Source organism: Segatella maculosa DSM 19339 = JCM 15638 (assembly GCF_000382385.1).
In the GTDB taxonomy this organism is placed as follows: Bacteria; Bacteroidota; Bacteroidia; order Bacteroidales; family Bacteroidaceae; genus Prevotella; species Prevotella maculosa.
In genome coordinates this window covers 1-23,376 of sequence record NZ_KB908344.1, presented here as the reverse complement: position 1 = coordinate 23,376, position 23,376 = coordinate 1, and the positions used below count along the sequence as shown (strand labels likewise).

General features: G+C 51.4%; 12 protein-coding genes. All 12 read right to left on the bottom strand.

The features are described from left to right. On the bottom strand, window positions 1-7,437 hold a 7,437-nt coding region (locus H164_RS0113010; RefSeq protein ID WP_081622300.1), incomplete at its 3' end, for a SpvB/TcaC N-terminal domain-containing protein. Between the two features lie 75 nt (window positions 7,438-7,512). Further along, the gene (locus tag H164_RS0113005; RefSeq protein ID WP_051082198.1) at window positions 7,513-9,330 is read right to left on the bottom strand and encodes a T9SS type A sorting domain-containing protein; all 1,818 of its coding nucleotides are present in this window, start codon (window positions 9,328-9,330) and stop codon (window positions 7,513-7,515) included. A gap of 2 nt (window positions 9,331-9,332) precedes the next feature. Next, window positions 9,333-10,394 carry a hypothetical protein gene (locus H164_RS0113000; RefSeq protein WP_019969027.1) on the bottom strand — a complete coding sequence of 354 codons (1,062 nt, stop codon included), beginning with the start codon at window positions 10,392-10,394 and terminating at the stop codon, window positions 9,333-9,335. Window positions 10,395-10,506: 112 nt separating this feature from the next. After that, a complete protein-coding gene (locus H164_RS0112995) occupies window positions 10,507-11,232 on the bottom strand; it encodes a porin family protein (protein WP_025830386.1) in 726 nt (241 codons plus the stop codon). A 247-nt stretch (window positions 11,233-11,479) separates the two neighbouring features. Next, on the bottom strand, window positions 11,480-17,089 hold the full coding sequence (locus tag H164_RS14725) for an N-6 DNA methylase (protein ID WP_019969025.1): 5,610 nt from the start codon (window positions 17,087-17,089) through the stop codon (window positions 11,480-11,482). Next, complete coding sequence (locus H164_RS0112985) at window positions 17,079-17,495, bottom strand: DUF1896 family protein (RefSeq protein WP_019969024.1); 417 nt, start codon at window positions 17,493-17,495, stop codon at window positions 17,079-17,081. Before H164_RS0112985 ends, H164_RS14725 begins: the two co-directional genes overlap by 11 nt. Window positions 17,496-17,910: 415 nt before the next feature. Continuing rightward, window positions 17,911-20,097 carry a type IA DNA topoisomerase gene (locus tag H164_RS0112980; protein ID WP_019969023.1) on the bottom strand — a complete coding sequence of 729 codons (2,187 nt, stop codon included), beginning with the start codon at window positions 20,095-20,097 and terminating at the stop codon, window positions 17,911-17,913. A gap of 76 nt (window positions 20,098-20,173) precedes the next feature. Further along, window positions 20,174-21,754, bottom strand: a complete 1,581-nt coding sequence (locus H164_RS0112975; protein ID WP_019969022.1) for a DUF4099 domain-containing protein — start codon at window positions 21,752-21,754, stop codon at window positions 20,174-20,176. 58 nt (window positions 21,755-21,812) lie between these two features. Then, on the bottom strand, window positions 21,813-22,175 hold the full coding sequence (locus H164_RS0112970; protein WP_025830410.1) for a helix-turn-helix domain-containing protein: 363 nt from the start codon (window positions 22,173-22,175) through the stop codon (window positions 21,813-21,815). A gap of 6 nt (window positions 22,176-22,181) precedes the next feature. Next, entirely contained in the window at window positions 22,182-22,541 is a 360-nt protein-coding gene (locus H164_RS0112965) for a helix-turn-helix domain-containing protein (RefSeq protein ID WP_019969020.1), read from the bottom strand. Then, the gene (locus H164_RS15300; protein WP_081622299.1) at window positions 22,538-22,858 is read right to left on the bottom strand and encodes a helix-turn-helix domain-containing protein; all 321 of its coding nucleotides are present in this window, start codon (window positions 22,856-22,858) and stop codon (window positions 22,538-22,540) included. The genes H164_RS0112965 and H164_RS15300 overlap by 4 nt, the downstream gene beginning before the upstream one ends. Before the next feature lie 21 nt (window positions 22,859-22,879). Beyond that, on the bottom strand, window positions 22,880-23,179 hold the full coding sequence (locus H164_RS0112960; protein ID WP_019969019.1) for a helix-turn-helix domain-containing protein: 300 nt from the start codon (window positions 23,177-23,179) through the stop codon (window positions 22,880-22,882). Between the last annotated feature and the right edge of the window lie 197 nt (window positions 23,180-23,376).

The following is a 23,376-nucleotide window of genomic DNA, read 5'->3' as shown; positions in this document are numbered from 1 at the left end:
CGTCTTTGTAGAATCTACTTTCTGTATCTTGGTAAGCGGTTCACTCATGCGCCCAAAAGTCATCTGCATGCTGTAACTTGCCTGCTTGGCCTTACCACTGGCATATACCAAACGGTTTAAATCGTCGTAAGCATAGCTGTGCTTGAATGCGCCACCAAGCTTTTTATCGCCATTAGTATTGCCCCGTGTCGGGTCTACGGCATTGGTGATTCCCAAGATATTATCCACCGCATCATACTGATATTTGTTGTGCATGATGGATGTTCCCGCCGCCGTGAGGTTCATCTCTTGCAAGCGTTCACGGCGTTTGTCGTAGGTGTAGGTGGTCTCCGTGCCGTTACCCAACTTGGTGTAGACGGTGTGTCCGTCCTTGTCATAACCCACCTTTTCAACGATAGTCTCTTCCTTCCCTTGTTTGTTGGACTTGACACTCGCAATTTGTCCTGCGGCATTATAGGCATAGGTCACGACCTCTCCGTCGGGATAAGTCATGGTGCGCACACGGTTCCAGCTGTCGTAGGTGGCACCATAGATGTAGGTACGCACGTCGGCGGTGCTGACCATCACCGAGCGAACGGTTTTTACAACCTCGCCTTGGTTGCCGTAATAATACGCCTCGCCACCCGAAGCATCTTCCACGAGCACGAGTCTGCCCGCACGGTTGTATTTCTCGCCCGGCTTTCCGTAGGTGTAGGTAACACGGTTGAAAAGGTTCTTAGGGTAGAGCACTTCGCTCAACCGTTCGTAATCGTAGGTGTAAGTGATGGGTGCCTTGTCCGAAATCGTCTTTTTGAGTTCCGCGGTTAGCTTCGTTAAGAGATTGCCTGCCGCATCGTAAGTGTAGCTCACTTCTCCTGCATCGGGGTGGTTTACCTTGAGCTTATGTCCCAAGAGGTCATATTCATACGTGGTGGTCTTGTCGTTGGGATGATGAACGGTGGTTACTTGTCCCACGACATCATAGTCGTACTTCACGGTGATATTATCACCCGAAGCATGCTGCACCGTCTCGCGGTTGCGTCCTTTCTCGTCGGTATAGCTCTCGGCATGGCGTCCGAGCGCATCGGTCACCCTTGTTTCAAGCATCGGCTCACCGTCATGGGAAACGATGCTGTATGCCGTCGTGGTGGTTGCCCCATCGGGCAGCGCAACCTTTGTCGTGCGGTCGTAGACGTCGTATTCGGTGGTTGCCTGTGGGTCGCCCGTGGTGGTGTTGTACGTACCGATGCTGCCGTAGCTCTCCGTGGTGGGATAGAACGCCTTTACGGCGCGACCGAAAGCATCGACAACGGCGCGTCCGCTGACAATAGACACCTTTTGATTGCTTCCGCCTGTCCACACCACACCCGTCTGCTTGGTCTGCACGGCACGCATCAGGCTGTCGGCAAAGGTATAGGTCTCGATGTCGCCCTCAGGTGCATAATGCACCGTGCGGGCATAACGACCGGTAGGGTGATATTCGAACTTAATAGTATAGGGCTTGCCTGCGGCAATCTCTTTCGGGCCGAGAATCGTGCTTGGGCGTCCCATGTCGTCGTAGGTATAGCGCATTTTGTTGCCGTTGAGATCGGAAGTCTCTAAGGGCACTGCCCACTTGTAGTCGTAGACGGTGGAAGAGGTGTAACCGTAGGCGTCTTTTACGTTCGTAACGAGCATGTGTAGCACATCGTCATAAGTGTAGTCGTAGCGCATGCGCTGTCCCTTATGGTTCTCGGGCTTGGTGAGACTTGCAAGATTACCATAGGCATCGTAGGTCATATCGTAGACCGACGGTTTTGTGCCGTTGTGCATCGTGATGCTGGTGATATCACCATTACCATTGATTTGCGTGGAACGTTCGCGGTAAACTTTTCCTCCTTTATCCTTTACGGCGATGTGCTTGGGTACGGAGACGATATATTTCGCCTGCAAGTCATGATAGGCAATATCGGCATCCAGCTCATAGTTCGTTGCCGTTTCCTTGTAAGAGGCGAGGTTGCCGTAAGCATCATAAGTGTTTTCCACACGCGTGCTCAGACTGTCTCCGCTTTGCTCATCATAGTTGCTTTGCACCAAAGCGGCAAGAGCCGGGAAGATAACGCTTGGGTCGGCTTGTTTCTTTAAGTCATATTTATAGATGGAACCCTGTAATTTCTTGCCGTCCGCATCATACAGATACTCATCGGTAACAAGGTTGTGCGTGTAATAGCCTCGGTTCAGCGCAAAGGTCTGAACGGAATAGCGGTAGAGCTTATCGTTATCTTCCGTGTTCAGTTGGTTGGTACGGACAGTTCGGAAACCGTAGAAATCGCGTTCTTTTCTATCACGATAGCCTCCTGTATATTCAAAAGTATTCTTGATTCTTGTAGCACCGTTTTCCCTGTAACCTCCTGTTGTTTCTACACTCGACATCACCCATTTGCGACCCGGGTGCTCATAGCTCGGATTGGTTTGCTCGTAACCGATATTGATGTGTCCGCCGAAAGGCAGTGTTACGCTTTTAAGCATGTTCGTGCGTCCGGTAAGGTTACGGTATACGGCAAGACGGTTGGTACCGTCAGAGACGATGAGGTCGGGACGGCCGTCGCCGTCGATGTCCTGTAATGAAGCTTCGGTACAGCTGACACCGCTCGAAGTCGAGCGTGTTACTTTCGTTGTCAGCCTGAATTTGAGGAAAAAGATATGAATGGGTATGGAAACCGCTATGTTTCCATATGCAGATACGGACGTTGCCAATGATTGGTTGATAGCTCCCTTTTGGCTCCCTGCATTGGCTACAAAACCTGTTCCGGTATTGATGGCAATGGTAAAACGATCGCCATCCCGGGCAAGCATATCAGGTAGTCCGTCGCCATTGACATCGACGAAAGAAGTGTTGTGCTTGGTCGTGGTTCTCGTTCCATTGACACCAAAAGAAATATCCGCATTACCGAGGATACCGATGGAGGTACCCAAGCCTGCACCCCAAGTACTGTTTTCCGATGATTCGAGTGCGGGAACGCCACTATTTGATTCCCCGGTAAATCCATATCCGAGACCATACCGGACTTTGTCTCCATCCAGCATGTCGGGAAGCCCGTCGCCGTTCAAATCCGTCCAGTCCCTCTTTGTATGAGAGTCTCCGGAGGTAAAGTTACCGCTGGCACTCACAGAGACACTGGAAATCAGATTCCCGTGAGAAGCATTTCCACCATTGGCATCTCCTCCGCCCGGGTTCTGGTCTTCTTTCGGTTTGGGACAGATGCTGATGGCAAGGGCATTTTTTGCGGAGCCTTGCTTGGAGAGACTTCCGCTGGCACCGATGGTGGATGAGCTTGCCTTGAATTTCGGCCGTCCTGCGTCTAACCGAAGACGCTCATCGCCTAATGCACCGGTAGCCTTGGTGTACTGGGCTCCGATATTCCCATTATCATTGTTCAGCCAGTCGGGATAGCCATCGCCGTTAATATCCATCACGGCAACCTTACTGTAAGAGGTCTGGCTGCTTGCACTTCCGCTGAGCCCTGCATAGGCGATGCCTCCGCTGACCCCATAGCCGTCGCTTTTAGATTCGCTGATCAGTACCGGTGCGGACAGTTCCTCCGCACTTTGGGCGTAGTTTACACTGTCGATACGAATGACACTCTCTCCAATACGCGAGCTGCTTACGGTGTCCGGACTGATAAACACATCTTCGGAACCTCCGACATACATCTTTTTTCCGGTATTATACCCCATGACAAGGAAACGCTGCTGATTAGCGGGTGTCATGCTTGAGGAAAGTTGATTGCCATCATGTGTCGAATGGTAATGTTCGGCAATGGACTTATACTTGTCTCTGTCGATTTTCAGTGCAGATACATCAATGGGCTGAGAGGCATACTGCTTGTTCCCGTTATAGGCGAACTGCCCCCAGCCACGGTAGAGGCGACCGTAGTCGGCGGTATTGAAATCAGAGAATACGCAGGCTTTCAGGGTATCGACAAGCACGGTCTTATGCCCTATAACCGTCGTCGTGCCGGACTGATAAGAAAGGGAATCGCGCAGGAAACTGACTTTCGCCTCCGAAACACCGGCCAATTCATTCTCAATAGAGAAAGTTGCCGTCATCTTTCCTGAGCCGAGCCGGGAAATAACCGTAGAGTCTTTGACCATGATCGTATCTGCCCGGAGCGTGTCGGATTTATTCAGGCGGCAGGTATGATGCAAGACAGGAAGCCCGGATTGGTCGTGGATGGTCAGATAAACCGTAGCCATATCCTTGTCGTTTCCGGCGTCCTGACGGGTAACGACGAATGTCGGGACAACTGCGAGTGCAGGCCCGTATTTGTTATTCTTCACAACCGTTTCCGCTTTGAGCGTTCGGGCTGCCGCAATGGCTATGGGCTTATTGAACATTCGTCTTGAAGCCACGAGGCGTACGGAATCATTGTCGCCTTCATAAGTATAATACGGTGCCCAGCTTACTTGTGTCCAATCTATGGGAGAGGTGGTGGCAATCTCGAAGGATAGAGAAACGGAATCTTTCTCTTCCACATCGGCTGTGTAGTTATAAGCGTCATCGACAATGGTATCGGCCGGAAGAGCGATGGTCTTTAACACAGACTCTCCATGCACGTCTGATTTGAGTACCTTGAGAATAACATCGTCTGCGGTCAGCCCCTTGTGATAAGGTGCGTGGAGCTTAACTTTACCCGAACGGTTGAAAAATGCCACGTCGGATTCTCCCTCGATGAAATCGGCCTTGCTGTCATAAACTTTCAGGTTCTCCGACAAATAGGTGTCGGCTGTCGATGGAAGAGCGGTATAGTGAATGGCGGGATGCCATAGAACCTTGTCCTTATCGCCGTCATACCGGGATTGAAGGCGGAAGAAGATTCTCTCGCCCGCATTCACATGGCGGGTAAGGTCATTGATACGTTTACCGGTACTCAGGAGCGAGTCGCGCACCATGAAACCGCCATTCTCGTGTTGGATACTGTAAATGATACCGTCGCCGTCAGCGTTGAGTTTTTCAATCTCGCTGTGTATGCTGATTGTTCCCGTATAAGGAGCCCTCCACATGCGTACGGCATCATTCAGGGGATATTCATTCTCCAAAGAGTCGCGGATAGCCTTGTAATCGGGAATAAACCGGTTGTCGATGGGCGATCCTTCTCCTATGATCGGATTGGCTGTTGTACCGCTGGCAGGAGTAAATACAGGCTTTCCGTCCACGATATGGTTGAAAAAGACCTTACCATTGACGGCAATGTCCGTAAGGCCGTCGCTGTTGAAATCGTAAAGGTAGGTACTTGTCTTGTCCTGATCCTTCGAATGGGTGTAGGAAATACCGACCGATGCACCGAGTTTTTTAGAAAGGCCTACTTCCACTGCGGCATCGACATTGAGGGAGTTGCTGGTGCTCACACCGTTGGAAAAAGAACTGACTCCCTTGATGAGAATTTTATCGCCGAACGTCCGGCTTGCCGGATCGGCATTCATGTTCTTGCGGTAATAGAGTCTGCTGCCCATATTGAAAAGTTTGTCGGGCAGACCGTCGCCGTCTATATCGACAAAAGCCACCTTACCCATGCTCGTATTACTACTGTGGGTATAAGAAGGTCCGACATTGACAGTACCCACGGTAATGCCGAAGCCGAACATCGTTCCGAAACCGGTAGTCCTACCTTTGGAATAGCCGCCGCCGAGCATGCTGAGATTATCGTTGCAGCCACGAACGGAGTGGTCGAGCAGGGACTCGTGATCGTTTCCCTGTGCCGACCAGGGCTCTGCCTTGTCGGAGAACATTCCCTTGCTTATGTCATTGTAATAGTCGAAAGTCTGAGTGGCTACTTTCACACCCTTACTGTTATTCTGATCAACACTTACAAGCAACGTCTTGCCGAATGCCCCTTCTTCATAGTGAGGAGTATAGGAGCGAAGCAGTTCCCCGTTATTCTTGATGCTGACCTTGCGAAGCAGGGCACGGTCGGTTTGCATGATGCCCAGGCGCCCGTTGCTGACTACATCTTTCCGGTTATTGCCTGTCTGATCGATGTCGAATTCGATGCTGTAAAGTCCTTCCTGTGTTCCGAAACCTGTATAAGTGTACTTTTGAGGATAAAGGTTATTACCATTTTTGGTATAATGATAGGCAGCAAAGTTGCCATGCACATCGGTTACACGTTTCAGCGCCCATTTGATGCGATTGCCATTGCCGTCGGTCAGGGAACTCTCATCGTCCACTTGCCCGTTGTAACCGCCATAGCTGTAAACAGTACCATCTTTGCTTGTTACCTCCCACCAATAGTTTTTCGGCGAATCGCCATGACGGATAATCTTATTGAAACTGCCTTCGACCATCGGGTAGAAGCGTTTCTCAGCGGTACGAGAAAGGTTCTCCGTACGGCGGTAAATACGATCATTGAGTTGCTCGCCCATTAATAGATAAGACTCGCTTTCATTATTGGCATCAAAGCGAGGTACGCCCCATCGGGTTTCGATGTCGATGCTCTGCACGGGCAGGCTCCACCCGTAGCCCACATAGCTCGAACTGCCGTCGCTGCTGTATTGCAGTCCGGCGGAAGCGGCGATGCCTGCTCTGCCCTTGGGGGCCTCGAAGGGATAGGACAGGGCTGCCGTGCCGTTCTGGTTGGCGGTGGGCGCTTCTATCTGCTGAATACCTGCGCCCGGGTCGGCTGCTTTAAGCTCGCTGATGCCCGTGGGTACGTAGTTCTGCGTCTCGGGATTCTCAGGCACTTTGATGATACCATTGATGACGTCGGTAAAGTGCGAGGTCTCGGCCACAACTAGCTCTCGGTCTTTATCCAAAACCTTATGCCGCAACATTACCCATTGGGCTTTTAATTCGTCGTAGTAGTAGGTGTGTATGTCTTCGGCAGTATAGCCTTGCGGGATAAGGGTGCTATCGTAAGGCACAGTGATGCTTGCGGGCGAATGGACGAAGTGCTCGCCGTGCGGCAGGAAACGGTAGCCGGCGATGCTGTCTTTCGAGTGGGCTGCAACGGTAGGATTACTCCTGTCTGCCGTTACGTTGACCATGCCTGCGGGCAAATGGGCCAGCTCGCCCTTGCAAAGCGGTGTAATGCTCAAAATCTTGGCACGCTCCATACTGCCACGCGGCACTTTGAGTTCTGCACGACCTACAGACAAAGAATCGGCAAGGGTACCGGCGAAGTATTTGCTCACCGTTCGTTTGCGAAAATCTTGTAAACGCTTGGATACATGGTTTCTTTTATTTGTTCTTGTTCCCTTTTCTCTTCCTATTTCTTTTGTGTCCGTTGCCGCATGGGCATACTTCTTAGCAGGTAAAGACACACTATCTTTGCCAGTCTTCTGACCAATGGAGTCTGAAACAGGAAGTTCCTTGTTTTCTTGCCTATTGCTGATATACGAAGTTCTTCTGTTGTCCTTACAAGAAACAAACAACAGAAACGTACTTAAAATGACTGCTGAAAAACATACCGACTTGTTCATAACCTCATTTTTATGTCTATTCCGTTTGATGGAAACCATTTACTTTATTGTTCTTATAAAAATCCTCTATCCCTCTTAGTTTCTAATGAGTTTGATGGTCTTTCTGCTGTTACCACTATTCATTTCAAGTACATATACCCCGCTCATCGGGAGATAGCAGCGGGTGGCATGATAAGTGTCTGAAAGATGTGTCTCCTTTTGCAGCAATGCACCGTCGGGTGAATAAAGCCGTAGTTCAAGAGGGAGGGATTTGGACATTTCCACACGTACATCGACATTACCATCTATCGTGGGATTGGGAGAAACACTGTGGCGAGCAAAACCGTCACCTGCCATTGTCGATACATTTAGCGTGCGAGTGGTGGAACAACCATCATTGTTGGTTAGTTCGAGGATGTACTGTCCGTCCTCATCAAGCGTCACGCTTTCTCCGCTTAGGTATCTACCCTTCGGACTTTTCCATCGGCAGATGTAATCGCTTTTGGTGTCAAGACGGTAATCGCGTGATGCACCTTGGGAGAAGTGTACGTCCTGCAGTTCGGGCACGTCGGCCATGTCAGCGTTGGAAATCATGATTTCATTCAAAAGTGTCTTACCGGTATAGTCTTTGGCGGCAATGACGTATTTGCCTTGTTGCAGGTTGGAGATGGTGAGGATGCTGTCACTTGTGGATTGGCTGTAGCATGCTTTTCCATCAAGGCTTATCGTAACATTATATGGAGCAGTGCCACCTGTGAAAAGCACTTTGAGTTGTCCTTTTTCTGCCGTGGCACAGCGGGGTTGTGCAATTTCAACGGTTGTAAAGAAATCTTTGGCAATGCGGAAGGTAAAAATGCTTTCGCCGGCATCAGCTGAGATGTTTGCAAAGACGATACTGTCGGCGTGGCTATCTTGTGCCTTGTAGTAGTGAATTTGGCCGATGGGGAATTTTCCTGTGCCGCTGTTGTCTACGGCGAGATAGTAATGCTCATCTTTGTCAAGCGGTTGCAGTTGATGGATGCTCCGGGTGTCGAAAGTCAAGGTAAGTTTCTCTGCGGGCTGTCCTGTCGTTGTGGCTGCCCATTGGCGTTGCATCCATTTCCCGTTGCCTTTGTCATTGGCAAAAGAGATTTGTTTGGCATTGTCGCCCCAGAGGAAACTTGCGCCTTCATTGATTGATTTTGCGGATACTTTGATGACAGCTTCGCTCTCGCTACTCTCGCCGGTGGTGCGGTCGAGTTTAGATGTGGCGTCGCCGATAATACCTGCCACACGATGGTTGTATGCTTTGAGCCGATAATAGTTGCGGATAGTTTCGCCTTTGGAGTTAAGGTAGGAATGGGCAAGCGTGATGCCATGGCGAAGGGCAAGGGCACTTTCCACGCGCATGCGTTCGGCAGCAGTGAGGGCGCGGTCGTAGACAACGTATTCCATCATGCCGTTTTTGAGCGCCTTTACAGGCAGTTTTTCCTTGGTCATCCCACCTACATTGAACGTCCCGCGTGTACCATTTGCCGAGGAAGTACTATAAGCGTACAGGCGTAGTTGCGGCAAGGTGTCGCGCTCTGCATAGTTCATAAAAGTGCCCTTGGTAAGGTTGGCGGTGCGTGCCGTGGTCTGTACACGTTCAGTCTTGCCGGTTTGTGTGCTGACATTCCAAAGCAGCTGTTCGCCTTCTTTCTGTATTTTGCCTACACCGATAAAGGTCAAGCCGCCAGCGCCAGCTAGTTGTACGGGTCTGTTGTCGTTGCCATTCACCCATTTAACAAAACCTGCTACTCCGCCGGGGGATTGGGATTCAGATTTCGATTGTGTTGCCACTTGGGGCTGCACTTGTGCTTGACTTGTCGTTATGGACACGGTGCACAAGAGTGGAATAACTATGATTGTAAGATGGAGTGTAGAATGTTTCATTGTTATTTCTGTTTGGTTAAGGGAATGGTATAGCCCACTGTCAGCAAAAGCAGATGGCTGTTGTTCGTGGCTTTGTGATAGCCGTAAGGGTTCTCGTTCGTCTTGATAAGATCCATAAAACCGTAACCGTATTGCAGGCTGGCTTCGATGCCGTTCTTAAACGACGAGTAGCCTATTTTGAGCAGGGGCATGACGTGTAGGCGTGCCCGAAGTGTTTCTCTTAAATGTTCTCGTGTGAGTTCGTCTACCGAAGCAAACATGGCTGTACGGTTGCTCGAAAAGTCGATACCGCCGGGATTGAGCGGAATGCTCATGCCCACACCGACACCCATATAAAGGTCGCTCAGCAGGTAGAGTCGCGCAGCTACCTGCGGCATGATGACGTGATAGCGAAAAATAGTTTTCTCATCGATGTTGCCGATTTGCTTGTGTTCCTTCAATGTGGAAGACAGCCACGTGTAGTCTGCGGCCAGTTCCACACCGAGTCGGTCGTGTCGCCAAAGGGCGAAAACGCCTATCGATGGAACCAATGCGCCACTTTCTTCCATCGTATAGCGCGGGCGAATGGCACCATCTTCGACCAAAGCACCCAAATTGCCGATAACGCTATAACCCACGCCGACACGAATGCCGATACGGGTTTGGTAATAATGCTTATGTGAGAAAACACGTTTGGGTTTGGGTTCGCGAATAGTTTCCGCCGTATCTATGACGATATCGTCAGGTTCCGGTTCTATAATGGCTTGTTGCTTGGGTTGCTCTTGGGGTGTTTTTTTCTTTTCCTGTACAGCTACTTCTTTTGCAGGTTGAAGAACAGAGGCGGCAATCACCTTTCTTTTCCTCTTTGGTTTTGAAACCTTCTGCCACGTTTTTGGAAAAACCGTTGTCGTATCTTGTTTGATAGTATCTTGCGGGGTAGAAGCCGACGGGGGTGGTTGAGGTGTCGGCACTTCTTCCTTGTCATGTTTGCAGAGCCGTAAACACAACAAGATAATGAGGATAATGATTAACGCAACAATGCCGCGAATGACATTGCGGCGGGTATTTGAAGTAGAATTGCCCATAGGCACTTACCTATTTATTATATATAATTGTTGTACTAAAAATCTATCCTAAATGTTATACCAATCTTGGCAAAGAGGAGAAAGAGAGTAAGGATAAGTCCTTGGTTAGAACTTATCGGATATTAATCATATAGCCCACCGTCAGCTCAATCTGCTGATTGTGGTTATCATGTTCCACCCAATTATAGGTGTTCGTTTCGGTCTTGATGCTATTGGTCAGACTGTAATGATATCGCAAGTCGAGCGTCATACCGAATGGGAAGTCATAACCGATACCGCCGCCCAATGCCGCATCGGGACGACCTTTGAGTTTGTTTTTGAGCATACGCTCGGTCTCCTTTACGCTGGGATAACCTAACGCCGAGAACTTCGCATCTTCCTGATTACCCGTATAAGTTAGATTGCTTGGAGAGAGGTTTGCACCTATTCGTCCGCCCAGCGATACGTGCAGAGAGTTCTTTGCTTTAAAAGGATAGAGATTAAAATAAGCGGCAAGTCCCAAATGGTGATAACGGGTGGAGAGCGTGTAGTTCAGCTCGTTCTTATCCTCGTAGCACACTCGCGCCGTTTTGTTATAATAGGCAATGCCCGCTTCCACGCCCCATAGGTTCCCCGGCTGCCGATAAAGACAAAACAGCTCGGCACTTGGCACGAACTGTCCTTTGTTGTCGAACGAATAATTAGAGTAATAATCCTCGCTCACCAATATCTTATCTACATGGTTATTCACGCTGTAACCGCCACCCAAGCGGACACCGGCATTGAAAGCACTTTCCTGAGCACTTAGCGAAAGACTGGAGGCGAAAAAAAGAATAAGTAAATGAGACCTTATATACATAACGGAATGATTTTTTGTTATTGTTCTTAAGGGACTGAAGTTCCTCATTCTTCTGCAAAAATAATAATTCTTTTGGAAGAAACAATGTTTTTGGCAAAAAATATTTTATAAAGTAGGACTACTTCGCATTTATACCTTATTCTAAAGCAAAAAGCGGTGAGAATATGACTTCTCACCGCTTCATTATACCGTCTATTTATACCTTAAGTATTATATTCCTAATCGGATTGATTAAAATCCAAGACACTTAGAGTGACGGTCTGTAAGCCGTCCTCTGCGAGTTGTCCTGCCTATATTCATCTTTGTTCTGCTCGGACGGCGTATTCGTCTCCTTCTGCTCGGCAGAATCAGGTGCGGGCGGAGCCAAATCCAGCTGTATCTTCCTATCCAAAGCTGCGAGTTCGGATTTAAGCCCTTTGAGTTCGTCCTCTTTCTTCCACTCCTTCGACACGATAGGCTGCATCTGCGCCACCTTTTGTTCCTGTTCTTCAATACGAGCGTTGTACTGGGCAATCGTCTGCGGAATATGCTCCAACGCGCGTAAAAAGTTCCTTGCCGCCGCTTCCTTGTCCGCCTTGGCTATCTGCCCGTGATTGTGCGTGTACTTGTAGTTGCCCCTGATCGAAAAGCGGTTCTGTGTCAGCTCCAACCCCTCGCTCAATACCCGCTCCGTAGTTACGCTCACCTCAAAGCCGTAGAGTTCGCCGATACGTTGCGGCGCACCGCCCGTATTGACGTTCTTGTCAATGTCCTGCAACTTCGCACCGAGGGCTTTCTCATCCCGTGAGGGAAAACCGTTGAGCACGAGGGCATTGAGATAGTTGCCGTCCTTGTCTTTCCCTGCCGCAGCCTCGAACTTCTTCCAGTCCTCAGACATCTTTTCCTTTGCCGCCCTGTCGAAAGCCAACTGGTTGGTCATTTCCAAGAGCCTGTTCTGGGTTTCGTGCTTGGCACGGTTGAACGACTTGCGTTCGCTCTCCAAAGCGGCGACTTTCTTTTCCAGCCGTGCCTTGTCGAGCAGGTCGGTGTTGCCCGAAAGAATCGCCATATATTCTGAAAAGTTCATGCCCGACTTCTCGTCTATACTCCCCTCGTCGATGGTACGCGCTCCCATCGCCCCGCTTTTGAGCTGAGAGATAAAAGTCTGCTTGCAATGCAGCAGGTTGAACTTGTAACTGTCGAGCGACTTTTCCACTGCATAGATAATCACGTCCACCTTGTTGTCGGCATAGAGCCGCGCTATCTCATTGCCCTTTCTCACCGCCCGTCCGTCGCGCTGGGCAAGGTCGGACGGTCGCCACGGCGTGTCGAGATGATGCACCGCCACGGCACGCTGCTGGGCGTTCACACCCGTGCCGAGCATGGAGGTGGAACCGAAGAGTACGCGCACCCGCCCATCATTCATCGCCTCGATGACTGCTTTCTTGCTCTTTTCATTCTTGAATTCCTGTATAAAACGTATCTCATGGGCAGGGATGCCGTAGTCCTCCACGAGCTTGCGCTTGATTTCGCTGTAAACGCTCCATTGCCCGGGCTGATAGGTGCCCAAATCAGAGAAAACGAACTGCGTTCCCTTCTGTGCATCGTATCTTTGGTAATACTCGGCAATCATCCGGGCGCAGTGGGACGCCTTGTTGTCGGGATGGTCGCCATAGGCTGGATCGATCATGCGCATATCGAGCGCCATTTTTCTGGCGTAGTCTGTTGCGATGAGCATTTTCGCCTTTTCCTCCGTTTCCGAGAGCTTTTCACGTCCCAGTATCGTGGCGTCGCCCGACTTGGCAAACTCCATGAGTTTTTTGATAAAGACTTCTTGGTCGGGTGTGGGCGGGATGTTGTGCAGTATCTCGTGCTTGTCAGGACGGACAACGCCCACATCCTCCGCCGTGCGGTAATCGGTGATCTCGTTGTAGAACGCCGCCAACTCCGGCACCTTGATGAAATACCGAAAACGCTCTTTCTGAATGATGTTGTTCGTTACGGAGAACTCGAAGTCCGTGGTCTTCTTCGCAAAAATGGCCGCCCACGCGTCGAAGCATCGGATGTCCTGCCGTTCGAGCTCCTTGGGACGCAGATACTTGAAGAGCAGATAGAGTTCTGTGAGCGAGTTGGAGATGGTCGTGCCCGAAAGGAACGTCGCCCCCAAGTCCTTGCCCGACCGCTCCTGTATTGTGCGGATGGCAAAGAGCAGGTTGAGTGCTTTTTGGCTACCCTCGCTGTTGCCAAGTCCTGCCACACGGTCATGTCGGGTGTTGAACATCAGATTCTTGAATTGGTGGCTCTCATCAACGAAGATGTGATCGATGCCCATCTGCGCGAAGTCCGCCACGTCATCCTTGCGGCTGTCGATTTCATGCGCTATCTTTTCGAGCCTCGCCAGCAGGTTGTGCTTGCGTTTTTCCAAACCTTTGAGCATCGAAACGGAAATATTCCGTCCCTGCCCGCGCAACACATCGAGGTTTTCCTCCACCGTGTCGAGTTCTTCTTGCAGGATGTTCTGCCGTATTTCCGCCGACTGCGGTATCTTGCCGAACTGGTCGTGGCTCATGATGATGCAGTCGTAGTCGTTGTTGCGGATATTATTGAAAAAGCGTACACGGTTCTGCGTAGAAAAATCCTTTTCGGAGGCATAGAGGATACGGGCTTGGGGATAGGCTGTCCGGTATGTCGCGGCTATCTCCGCCACGTTCGCCTTCAGACCGATAATCATCGGCTTATGGGCCAGCGAGAGGCGTTTCATCTCGTGGGCGGCGATGCACATGATGAGCGTTTTTCCTGTTCCAACCTCGTGGTCGGCGATGCCGCCTCCGTTCTGCTTGATCATCCAGATGCAGTCCTTCTGACTGGGGTAGACGGCAGAGATGCCGTACTTGCCGCCGAGTGCCTTGAGGTCGAGGTCGGGGAAGGTCTGGTACGAGCCGTCGTACTTCGGCCGTACAAAACAGTTGAACTTACGGTTGTAGAGGTCGGTGAGCCTGTCCTTGAACTCCTTTGACTGCGCTTCGAGCCAGTCAGTAAAACCGTTTCTTATCTCGTCGATCTTGGCATTGGCCAGCTGTATCTTCTCGGCATCACGCACCTTGATGTCGTTGCCGTTCTCGTCTTTGCCGACGCACTTCATCATGTTGGGCACGGTGTTGTGCAGGGCATGTTTTAAGAGCGACATGCCGTCGTAGCTGCGGTAGTAGCCCTTGACGCAGAATTCTTCGTAGATTTTCACGTTCGTACGGGTGTTGCTTACCGAGAACTCATCGAGCGAGGGCGAGTAGGCAATTTTGACCTCCGTCTCATACAAGTGGGACATATAGGCGGCAAACACGCCCGTGGGTATCCACCGCTCCCCGAAGTTAAAGTCGAGGTCGGCAAAGGGTATCTGTTCGGGAACGGCCTCTTCCAATGCGACAAGGGCTTCGTCCACACGTCCGTCCGTCTCTGTGTGCTCCTGCTGCCACTGTCGGATGTCCTCCATCTTGGCGATGACATTACCCGCTACAAAACGATCCTTGATTTCATAGCCGCCGACGAGCGGATTGAAGAAGACACGCCCTTTGAGTGCAGTGAGCAGTTCCTCCTCGCTGCTGCCCGTCAGCTCCTGCATATAGCCGAGTTCCACGCTGCCGTAGCGGTTGAGTGAAAGTGAGAGGGCTTCCTCCGGACTATCGGTATGCTCTGTCTGCAGCACGGAGAACGACACGGGATGCTCAAAGATGTCCGACTTGACCAGCCGTCCCCTTTCCTCGCGTTCAATAGCAAGGAGGTTGCGCCCTCCTGCATCCATGAGCACCAACCCCACGTTCTGCGGGGCGTTGAGGACACCGTAACGCATGACGAACTCGTCGTAGTAGGTGTTCAAGTTCGAGCGCAGTGTCGCGTTCTCCTCCTGCCGTTCGGCTTCGTAGGCATACAACTTTTCGTAGGTGTCACGGACATGAATGTAGGCCTGCGCCTTTTCTTTGAGCAGAAGAGGAAGGTCGAGCGGAGAGAAGGTTGCGCTGTAAGGTGTGAGGTTTTTGAGTACGCCGATCTGATTGCCATAGTCCAAGGAATACTCCTCCACAAGTGTGCCTTCCTTGTAATGGGGTTGCAGCTTTTGTGTCAGTGCACGGGGTACGAGCATTTCTTCTTTTGAAGGTGTCAAAGTAGGAATTTCTTGTATAGGAGCTGCCGTTGGCATCTTCTTTTCCGCTCCCTTGGTATTTCCCTTTCCCACAGCAATACTCTTCTCCACCTGCATATCCTGCCTACCTTCCTGTAAAGCTCTTGCCCGCTGTTCGGGTGTCATGTCCATCATCACCTCATAAAAGCCGTTGATGGGCGGATTGGTTTCCCAGTCGAGTTCGGCATAGAGATCGTTCGCCTCCGACTTCTTCGGCGCGGCATCGAACAGGCTTCGTTCCTTGGGTTTGTTCTTTGTCGTTTTCTCTTTTGCCTTTGGCTTTGTCTTCGTTTTCTCTGCTTTCTCCCTTTTCTGTTTCTTGCCCGTTGTAGCCTGTTTTTGTTCTGCTACGGTAAACTCCCAAAGGTCGAACAAGGTCAGCACTGGGTTGGGAGAACTTGCCTGCTTCGGCTGACTTTCTCTGACAGTTTCAGAAGAAGCGTCTTCCCTTTCTACAACTTGTGCCTGCACAGGGGAAGCCAAAACATTCTGTACAGAAGTTCTTTGCAAAGATACACGCTGTATTTTCTCTTCCGGCTTCACTCCCTGCCCATATCGCTGTAAGTCCAGCCGCATTTGGATATCCTGCGACAGTATTCCACGCAGGTCACGGGCGATACCCTCCACGCCTCCCTCGTGCAGGTAGACCATTGCAGGTTTTCCATAAAGGTCGGTGGAGCGCTTTTCTTCTGTATGTACGATACGGTCGGGATAGCGGAGGAAATACGCATTCGCAGGGATGTTATCCCGATTGTCTTTTGCAGGCTCAGCCAGCAGCTTTTCGTCTTCCGAAAGTTCCTTCTTGCCGACACGTTTTTGTAAGACGAGCAGGTCACAGCCAGCCTCCGTACCTGCATTCTCAGTAAAAAGGTTGTTGGGCATGCGCACGGCGGAGAGCAGGTCGGCTTGGATCAGCATCAACCGGCGCACGGCACTGTTGCTGTCGGCATTCAGCACGCCCTGCGGAACAAGGAGCGCGACGATGCCGCCATCTCTCACCGTATCGAGTGTTTTCAGGCAGAAGTAATCGTGTATCTTCTTGGCTGCCGCCCTGCGCACCGCCGAGCCTTTCTCGAACTGCGCATCGAACACGGCAACATCGCCGAAGGGAACGTTTGATACTGCCACATCGAAATATCCCTCGAAAGGCTTTTCTATCCGCTCAAAACCTTCGATGCGCACCCGCTGTTCGGGATAAAGATGCGAGAGTACCTTGCCCGTCAGCAGGTCTTTCTCGAATGCCATGACCTCCGCCTGTGGGTTGTCCCTTAAAAAGGCATCCACAAACGCACCGCGACCGGCGGAGGGTTCCAACACACGAAGAGGGGCGATACTGTTTTCTTTAAGTACGCCACTGATGGTCTCCGTTATCTCGGTAGGCGTATAGAACGCTGTAAGCACGGAGGATTTCAGGCTGTCCATGTATCGCTTGTATGTCCGTTCATCGGGGCTGTTCTCGCGGATCAGCCGGTGCAGTTCCGCCGTGGGCGCAAAGAGGTCGAGGTCGGATTTTGTCCACTGCGCAGCGTCCGCCAGACTGCCGGCGGGATTGAGAATGCACTTCAATCCGCCGAAACCGCAATAACGCTCCAATATCTTCCGTTCTTCGGCGGTGGGCACGCGATGTTCTCTGTCCAAAGTAAAGGCGGTGCGTATCGCCTCGATGTTGCCTGCGAGTCTTGCTTTCCTGTTAAATGCCATGATATTCGAGATAAAGTACGACCATTCCCGTGATTTCGGTGTAAAGACTCTCCTCCGTGCGTTCGCTCTGCGCGCACAGCTGCCTTACCTGCGGCAGCAACGCCTCGACGATGGCCTCGCGGGCTTCCAAAGGCACTTCGCCCTCGAACTCGTTTTCGAGCACGTCCGTAAGCAGCGCATAAGCCGAGCGGTGCAGCCCGTCGAGCAAAGCCCCCATCGCCAGCTCCTGTGCGCCGTCAACGGAATAGCCCTCGCACCGTGCCCGTCCGAACGTTTCAGCAGCAAGGGCGGCACGACTGTTGATAAAATCGGCATCCGAAGCCTGCTGAAATCTGTTCTCTTGAAGATAGTGTCGCAGGTAGAGCCCGTAATAGGACAGCTCCTGCCCATTGTCTGATTGTTTCATGATGCTGTTTGTTTAGTTGGTTCCCGTTTGCTTCCCTATAGATAAAGCTGTTGCTTTCCTACTGCACTTCTCATAGCTCTTCTACTGATGCTTCCGAATTATCCTCGTGATGAAAAATATTTCTCATCGTGAAGATAATTTCGTCTCATCGTGTAGAGAAATATTTCTCATCACGAGGATAATTCGACAGACTCGGTTGCTCTTGCATCGCACTCCCTATTTGAACAGTCTTGAAGAGATACGGGAAAGAGGAGCATTCCCATAATGGAAAGTAAAAGAGAAGAAACGGGATATGTACAAAAGGCACCCGGTGTCCCCACCGAGTGCCAACCACTAAATCCACAGTAAAGTAATAAAACAGTCATCTAAAGAAAGAAAACGCTTTATGAACTGTGAACAGTGGCAAAAGTACGCATTATTTTCCGTTTTTCCTACTCTTTGACTTATTTTTTGTATCATCGAAGATGAACTTTATTCTAAACTCCTCGTCGAAGGCAAGGACTGCATCGAAGGATTTGCCCTGCTTGCTCTTGAAACCGTGCAGCACGGCGGTGCGCCCTTCGGTGAGCAGGTCGGTGATTTCCTTGTCGGAGAGCAGCTTGCCCGCCACCTGCCGGAAGACGGGCAGGGCGCAGGTCTCGTTGTCACACTTGACCACCTTGGCGTAGAAACGCATGCTACCTTTACCGCATTTGGGACAGGTAAAAGTTGTCTCACGGGCGCGAAAAAGCTTTTCCGAGGCGAGCAGGTCGGCGGTTATCCGGCGCGTATAGGTTTCTATCTCGGCATTGAAGTCGGCGGCGGCTTTCTCGCCCCGTTCTATCCGTGCGAGCTCGGCCTCCCACCTGCCCGTCATCTCCACGTTGGCGATGTCCATGCCCTTGACGATGGAATACAGCGCAAGTCCTTTTTCTGTGGGCACGAGCGTTTTTTTCACACGCGTCATGTACTCGCGGTTGAGCAGCGTCTCGATGATGGCGGCGCGGGTGGCAGGCGTACCGATGCCGCAGTCCTTGATGGCCTGCCGCAGGGTATCGTCTTCTATCTCTTTTCCTGCCGTTTGCGTTCCGCGAAATCCGGCTGCACTCGGCATACCCGAACAAGTTCGCGTCTGCTCTCGTTGGCACGGATTTTCCATAGCAGCCAACAATGTCGCCTCGGTGTGGAGCGGTTTGGGCTTGGTCTTTCCTTCTGTGATGGAGCAGGCGGAAAGGGACAGCACGTCGCCCTCTTTCCAATCGGGCAGGATTGTGTCGCCGTCCGTTTCGCCACAGACACTACGCCAGCCCGTCTGACGGATGATGCTACCCTTAACTGTGAACGCCGTGTCGCAGCACTTCTCGCCATCGCATGTCAATACGTCCGCCCTGACGGTGGTGACTTCCTTGATGCAGGGTGCAGAGAAGGCTTCGACCATTCGCGCGGCAATCATGCGGTAGACGGTCAGCTCGTCCTTGTAGATGCCGATGGGATGCAGTCCCGTAGTGAGTAAGGCGTGGTGGTCGGTCACCTTGCCCCCGTCCACGCTGCGATGGGTGAGCGTGCCCAGACGGCTGACATGGCTTCCCAACTGTTCGTCGCGTTGCAGCTTTTCGAGTAGCTTGGGAATGGTCTCGAAAACGTCGTCGGGAATATAGCGGCTGCTCGTGCGGGGATAGGTGATGAGCTTGGCTTCGTAGAGCTTCTGGGCGATGGCGAGCGTCTGTTCCGCCGTGAACCCGTAGCGGCTGTTGGCTTCCTTTTGCAGCGTGGTAAGGTCGTAGAGCAGGGGTGGCTCTTCGGTTTTCTGCTTACGCTCTACCTGTACGATACGGATTTCTTTGCATGTTTCCTTGATACGCTTGTAAAGGCCGTTTGCCGTGTCGCCGTCCTTCCACTTTTCCTCGGAGGTGAACTTCACCACGTCTTCCCCTTCGTCTTTCACGGCAAGATGAAGCTGCCAGAAGGTTTCGGGCGTAAAGCGTCTGTTTTCCCAATAGCGAGTGCAGACCATCGCCAGCGTGGGCGTCTGCACACGACCGACGGAGTAGGTGCCCCGACCGGCGGCAAGGCTGAGCGCCTGCGTGCCGTTGATGCCCACGAGCCAGTCGGCTTCGCTGCGGGCGCGGGCGGCAAGGTAGAGGTTGTCGTAGTCTGCTCCATTACGCAGGTTATTGAGTCCCTCGCGGATGGCCTTGTCGGTCAGCGAGCTGATCCACAGGCGGTCGAAAGGCGTGTGGCAGTTGATGTATTGGTAGAGATAGCGGAAGATGAGTTCGCCCTCTCGTCCGGCATCGGTCGCCACGATGATGCGTTCGCTCTCTTCAAAGAGCCGCCTGATGATGTCGATTTGTTTGAGCACGCCGCTGTCGGGTTTGTTGCCTTTCTCCGTCTTTTCTGCTCTGGCGACAAGCTTGAACGCATCGGGGATGACAGGCAGGGCGTCGCGGTTAAAGCCTTTTATGTCGTAGGCTTCGGGCAGGGCGAGCTGCACGAGGTGTCCGAATGCCCACGTCACGGCATAGCCGTTGCCCGTGAAATAACCTTCTTCCCGTTTGCGGGCGTCCACCACGCGGGCTATCTCGCGGGCGACGCTCGGCTTTTCTGCAATGATTGTCTTCATTTTGTTTTCTTTTTATTGTTGATGTTGTTTCTTTGATGATGGATACTATATTGGATATTAGTGGTCGGCACAGGGGCTACATGCGGATGCCCTTGGCTTTCTTGGGTTCATTCTTCTGCTGCTGTGCCTGCTGTTCGTTCTTCGGGGCGACCTGTCCTTTCTCGATGGGCTGCTGTATGTGCTTGGTCGCCTCGTTGGTCTTGCCCTCGTTGTTGACGGCTACCTGCACGCGGCTTTCATTGGATGGGGCAACGCTTTGGGCGAGGTCGGGATTTTGACTGTGGGTAAAAGGACGGCCTTTATCGTAGTTGAACTTGAGGTACATCGTGCAGGGCTGCCCTTTCTTGTCGAGCACGTTCTCCAACTTGACGGCTTTGCCTTGGCAGTAATCCTTCTTCTGTTCGTCGCTGAACTGAATGTTCTTCCACTTGCCGATGGGACGTATCTTGCCGTCATCGGTCGTCCAGCGGTTCTCGCGCTGCTTGGGACTTTCGCCCTTCTGTCCCTGTGTTGTGTTGCCGTCCTGCCGTTGCTGCTTTTTCGGGCTGCGCCCGCTGCCGGGAACGAACTCGACGCCGCGTTGCTCGACATTCACCTGCAGGGTGACGGTAAACTTGCGGCCGTTCTCCAGCTCTATTTCCTTGCCTTTGAGGGGCGCACCTGTCAGCAGCAGGGCTTTTTCTGTCTCGGAGAGCACTGTCTTGCCGATGGTGTCGCGCATGCGCACCCGGTTGGCGGCGATATCGATCAGCTCATGGGTCTGGCGGTCGATACTCACGAACGAGGGTTTGAGTTCGCCCGTATCGGTGTTCGCGAGGTCTACGATACGGCCGAGGTTTCCCGTTTCTTTCAGGTTGCGCTTATCCTCCTCGGTGAAGTGATGCCCCTTGTATTCGAGGTCGAGGTTGGGGGCGGTCTGCACCAAGTGCGGTACGAGGCGTACCGTGCCGTCTTCCTGTACCTTGAAGGCGAGGCGAGCGGCGGTCTCGAAGGTCTGCCCGTCGAACTTCGGGGAGACGCTTACCAAGTCGGACTTGCCGTAGTTGAGCATACGCTTCAGGTCGCCAGACTTCTCCAGCTCATCGCGTCTGATGCCCCATTTCTCTTCCAGCTCCTGCCAGTTGATTTTACTCTCGTCGATGGGTTTGTAGGTGTTTTCCTTTTTCTGACCGTTGCCGTCATTCATTTTCTCTTGACCGGCGGCACCTTGTGCTGCCTGCGGCTGTTCCTGTTTCTCTTTCATTTCTTCTGTGGGATTTGTGGGTTGTTGATTTTGCTGTTGACTTTGTTGTTGTTCTTCCTGTACTGCCTTATGATAAGGCGTCATGTCGATTTTGTGCGGGGCGAGCAGTTCACGGTTGCCTTCGGGATTCTTGAGCAAATCTTTCATCACTTCGATGAGCTTGTCCGCCTGCTCGGCTGCCACGCGGTAGAAGCCGAAGCGGGAGGGTTCCTTGCACTGTCTGACGAAGTTGAGAAAGAAGTTGTCCAAGATGTCGCCCCCGCGGTCGAACTTCAGAAAGTCCTGAGCGTGTTCCACTTCCGGAGGCACACGCTTGGGTGTTCCGTCACTGCCGAGACCGGCGATGACACCGATCTCTCCCGTCTTCTCGTCGCGGACGAGCAAGACGTCCTGTTCTTTTGTTTTCTTTGCCATTTTTACTTACGTTTATTTTGTTGTTTATTCATTGATCGTTTGTTTATTCAATCATTCATCATAAGTCCTTATTAACTTTGAATTGTTCCATTGTGTCCGGTAGTTTCCTTCCTGACGGTTTTATATACTTTTCGATAAAGTCATGCACATCGTGGAGCTTATAATAGATCTTATGCTTCAGCTGAAAATAGGGAATCATTTTCGAAGTGCGGTAACGCTGCAGGGTCCGTTTGCTGACGTGAAGGAGGTCGCACAGGTCTTGGTTGTCCAACAGATGCTCACACTCTTCTTGATGCGAAGCGTGCAGTTCCTCATCAATCTTATGCACGATCAACTCCAATTCTTTGTCCTGTCTGTTGAGGTGTTCCGAGATGTCTCGCATCATTTCCAAAAGTCTCGTGTCATAGTCTCTGTTCCTCATATGCAATCATTTAGGTGAGACTTTACCTGTACGCAGGTTGAAATGATGCCGTAGTTCCTCGATGGTGGCAGGATCGCCCTTGAGACGTCCCTCATCGATGATGCGCCCGACTTCGCGGGCGGAATAGAGATACTTGCCGCGCAGGATGACAAAGTCGATACGCTTCTCGCTGCGCAGGCGTTGCAGGGTTCGGGTACTGATATGCAGGATTTCCGCTGCTTCACGGGTGTTAAGCAGGGTGTCGGGAATCCCTTGCACACTTCGGGTTGCCTCCAGTCTTTCAATATGAGAGACAATGCTTTCGATGCGGCCCATCAGCTGCTGATAGGCGACGCTTTCTATTGTGATTACTTCCATATTCATCATTTTAGTGAACTTATACCTGAATTGTCGGATAGACTGTGGCAACGTTCCCCAAGCATTTTTTGCAGGTCACTTTCCCTGTAAAGGATTTTCCCGCCTAAACGGAAAAAGGGAAGGTTGCCGCTGTGCCGGTACTCCTGCAGGGTTCTGCGACTGACCCGCAGCAGTGCCGATACGTCCCTGTCGGTGAGATACCGCTCGCCGTTGAGTATCGGGCGGCAATTTCCCAAAAAAGATGATAGTCCCTTATGAATATTCTCGAAAGAGTGGAGCAGGGAGAATATCGGTTCGTCTTGTTCGGTCAATACATTTTCTTTCATTTGTCTGTGGATATAGCGGTGTCATATTTTTTCTTGTTTATGGGTCTCTTCTTTGCAGCTTAGCAGAAAGTCCTCGATATCCTTTGCCTTGTAATAGAACTTACGTCCTATTTGGGCATAGTTCAGACGCCTACTGTTTCTGAGTGTCTGCAGGCGACGGGGAGAGATGTGCAACCGACGGCAGACGTCTTCACCGTCCAGCCAAGCATTCGCTGGTTTTCCTTCGTTCATCGCACAGAGCGCGTTGACTTGTTTTTCCAAAGCAAGAGCATCCGATACAATCTTCTCGAATGTCTTTTTCTCAATGATAATTACTTCCATTTCTGTTTTGTTTAATGAATACATTACAAAATTATAGCATTATCAGCATTCTCGGTCTGTTTTGGTAGTATGTGGCAGCTTGTGGCGTCGTTACGGAGACAAAAGAGACAACAAAATGACAGAAAACAAGTCGGGCGGACAGTTTTTCTGGTGAAAACCGTCCGCCCGTTGTCGTTCCTTTTTGTTTCTCGGATTTT

Coding starts and splice junctions, on each gene's coding strand:
- H164_RS0112995 (WP_025830386.1), bottom strand. CDS start 11,232: ATGTATATAAGGTCTCATTTACTTATTCTTTTTTTCGCCTCCAGTCTT.
- H164_RS0112975 (WP_019969022.1), bottom strand. CDS start 21,754: ATGGCAAAGAAAACAAAAGAACAGGACGTCTTGCTCGTCCGCGACGAG.
- H164_RS0113000 (WP_019969027.1), bottom strand. CDS start 10,394: ATGGGCAATTCTACTTCAAATACCCGCCGCAATGTCATTCGCGGCATT.
- H164_RS14725 (WP_019969025.1), bottom strand. CDS start 17,089: ATGGCATTTAACAGGAAAGCAAGACTCGCAGGCAACATCGAGGCGATA.
- H164_RS0112965 (WP_019969020.1), bottom strand. CDS start 22,541: ATGATGAATATGGAAGTAATCACAATAGAAAGCGTCGCCTATCAGCAG.
- H164_RS0112960 (WP_019969019.1), bottom strand. CDS start 23,179: ATGGAAGTAATTATCATTGAGAAAAAGACATTCGAGAAGATTGTATCG.
- H164_RS0112985 (WP_019969024.1), bottom strand. CDS start 17,495: ATGAAACAATCAGACAATGGGCAGGAGCTGTCCTATTACGGGCTCTAC.
- H164_RS0112970 (WP_025830410.1), bottom strand. CDS start 22,175: ATGAGGAACAGAGACTATGACACGAGACTTTTGGAAATGATGCGAGAC.
- H164_RS0112980 (WP_019969023.1), bottom strand. CDS start 20,097: ATGAAGACAATCATTGCAGAAAAGCCGAGCGTCGCCCGCGAGATAGCC.
- H164_RS0113005 (WP_051082198.1), bottom strand. CDS start 9,330: ATGAAACATTCTACACTCCATCTTACAATCATAGTTATTCCACTCTTG.
- H164_RS15300 (WP_081622299.1), bottom strand. CDS start 22,858: ATGAAAGAAAATGTATTGACCGAACAAGACGAACCGATATTCTCCCTG.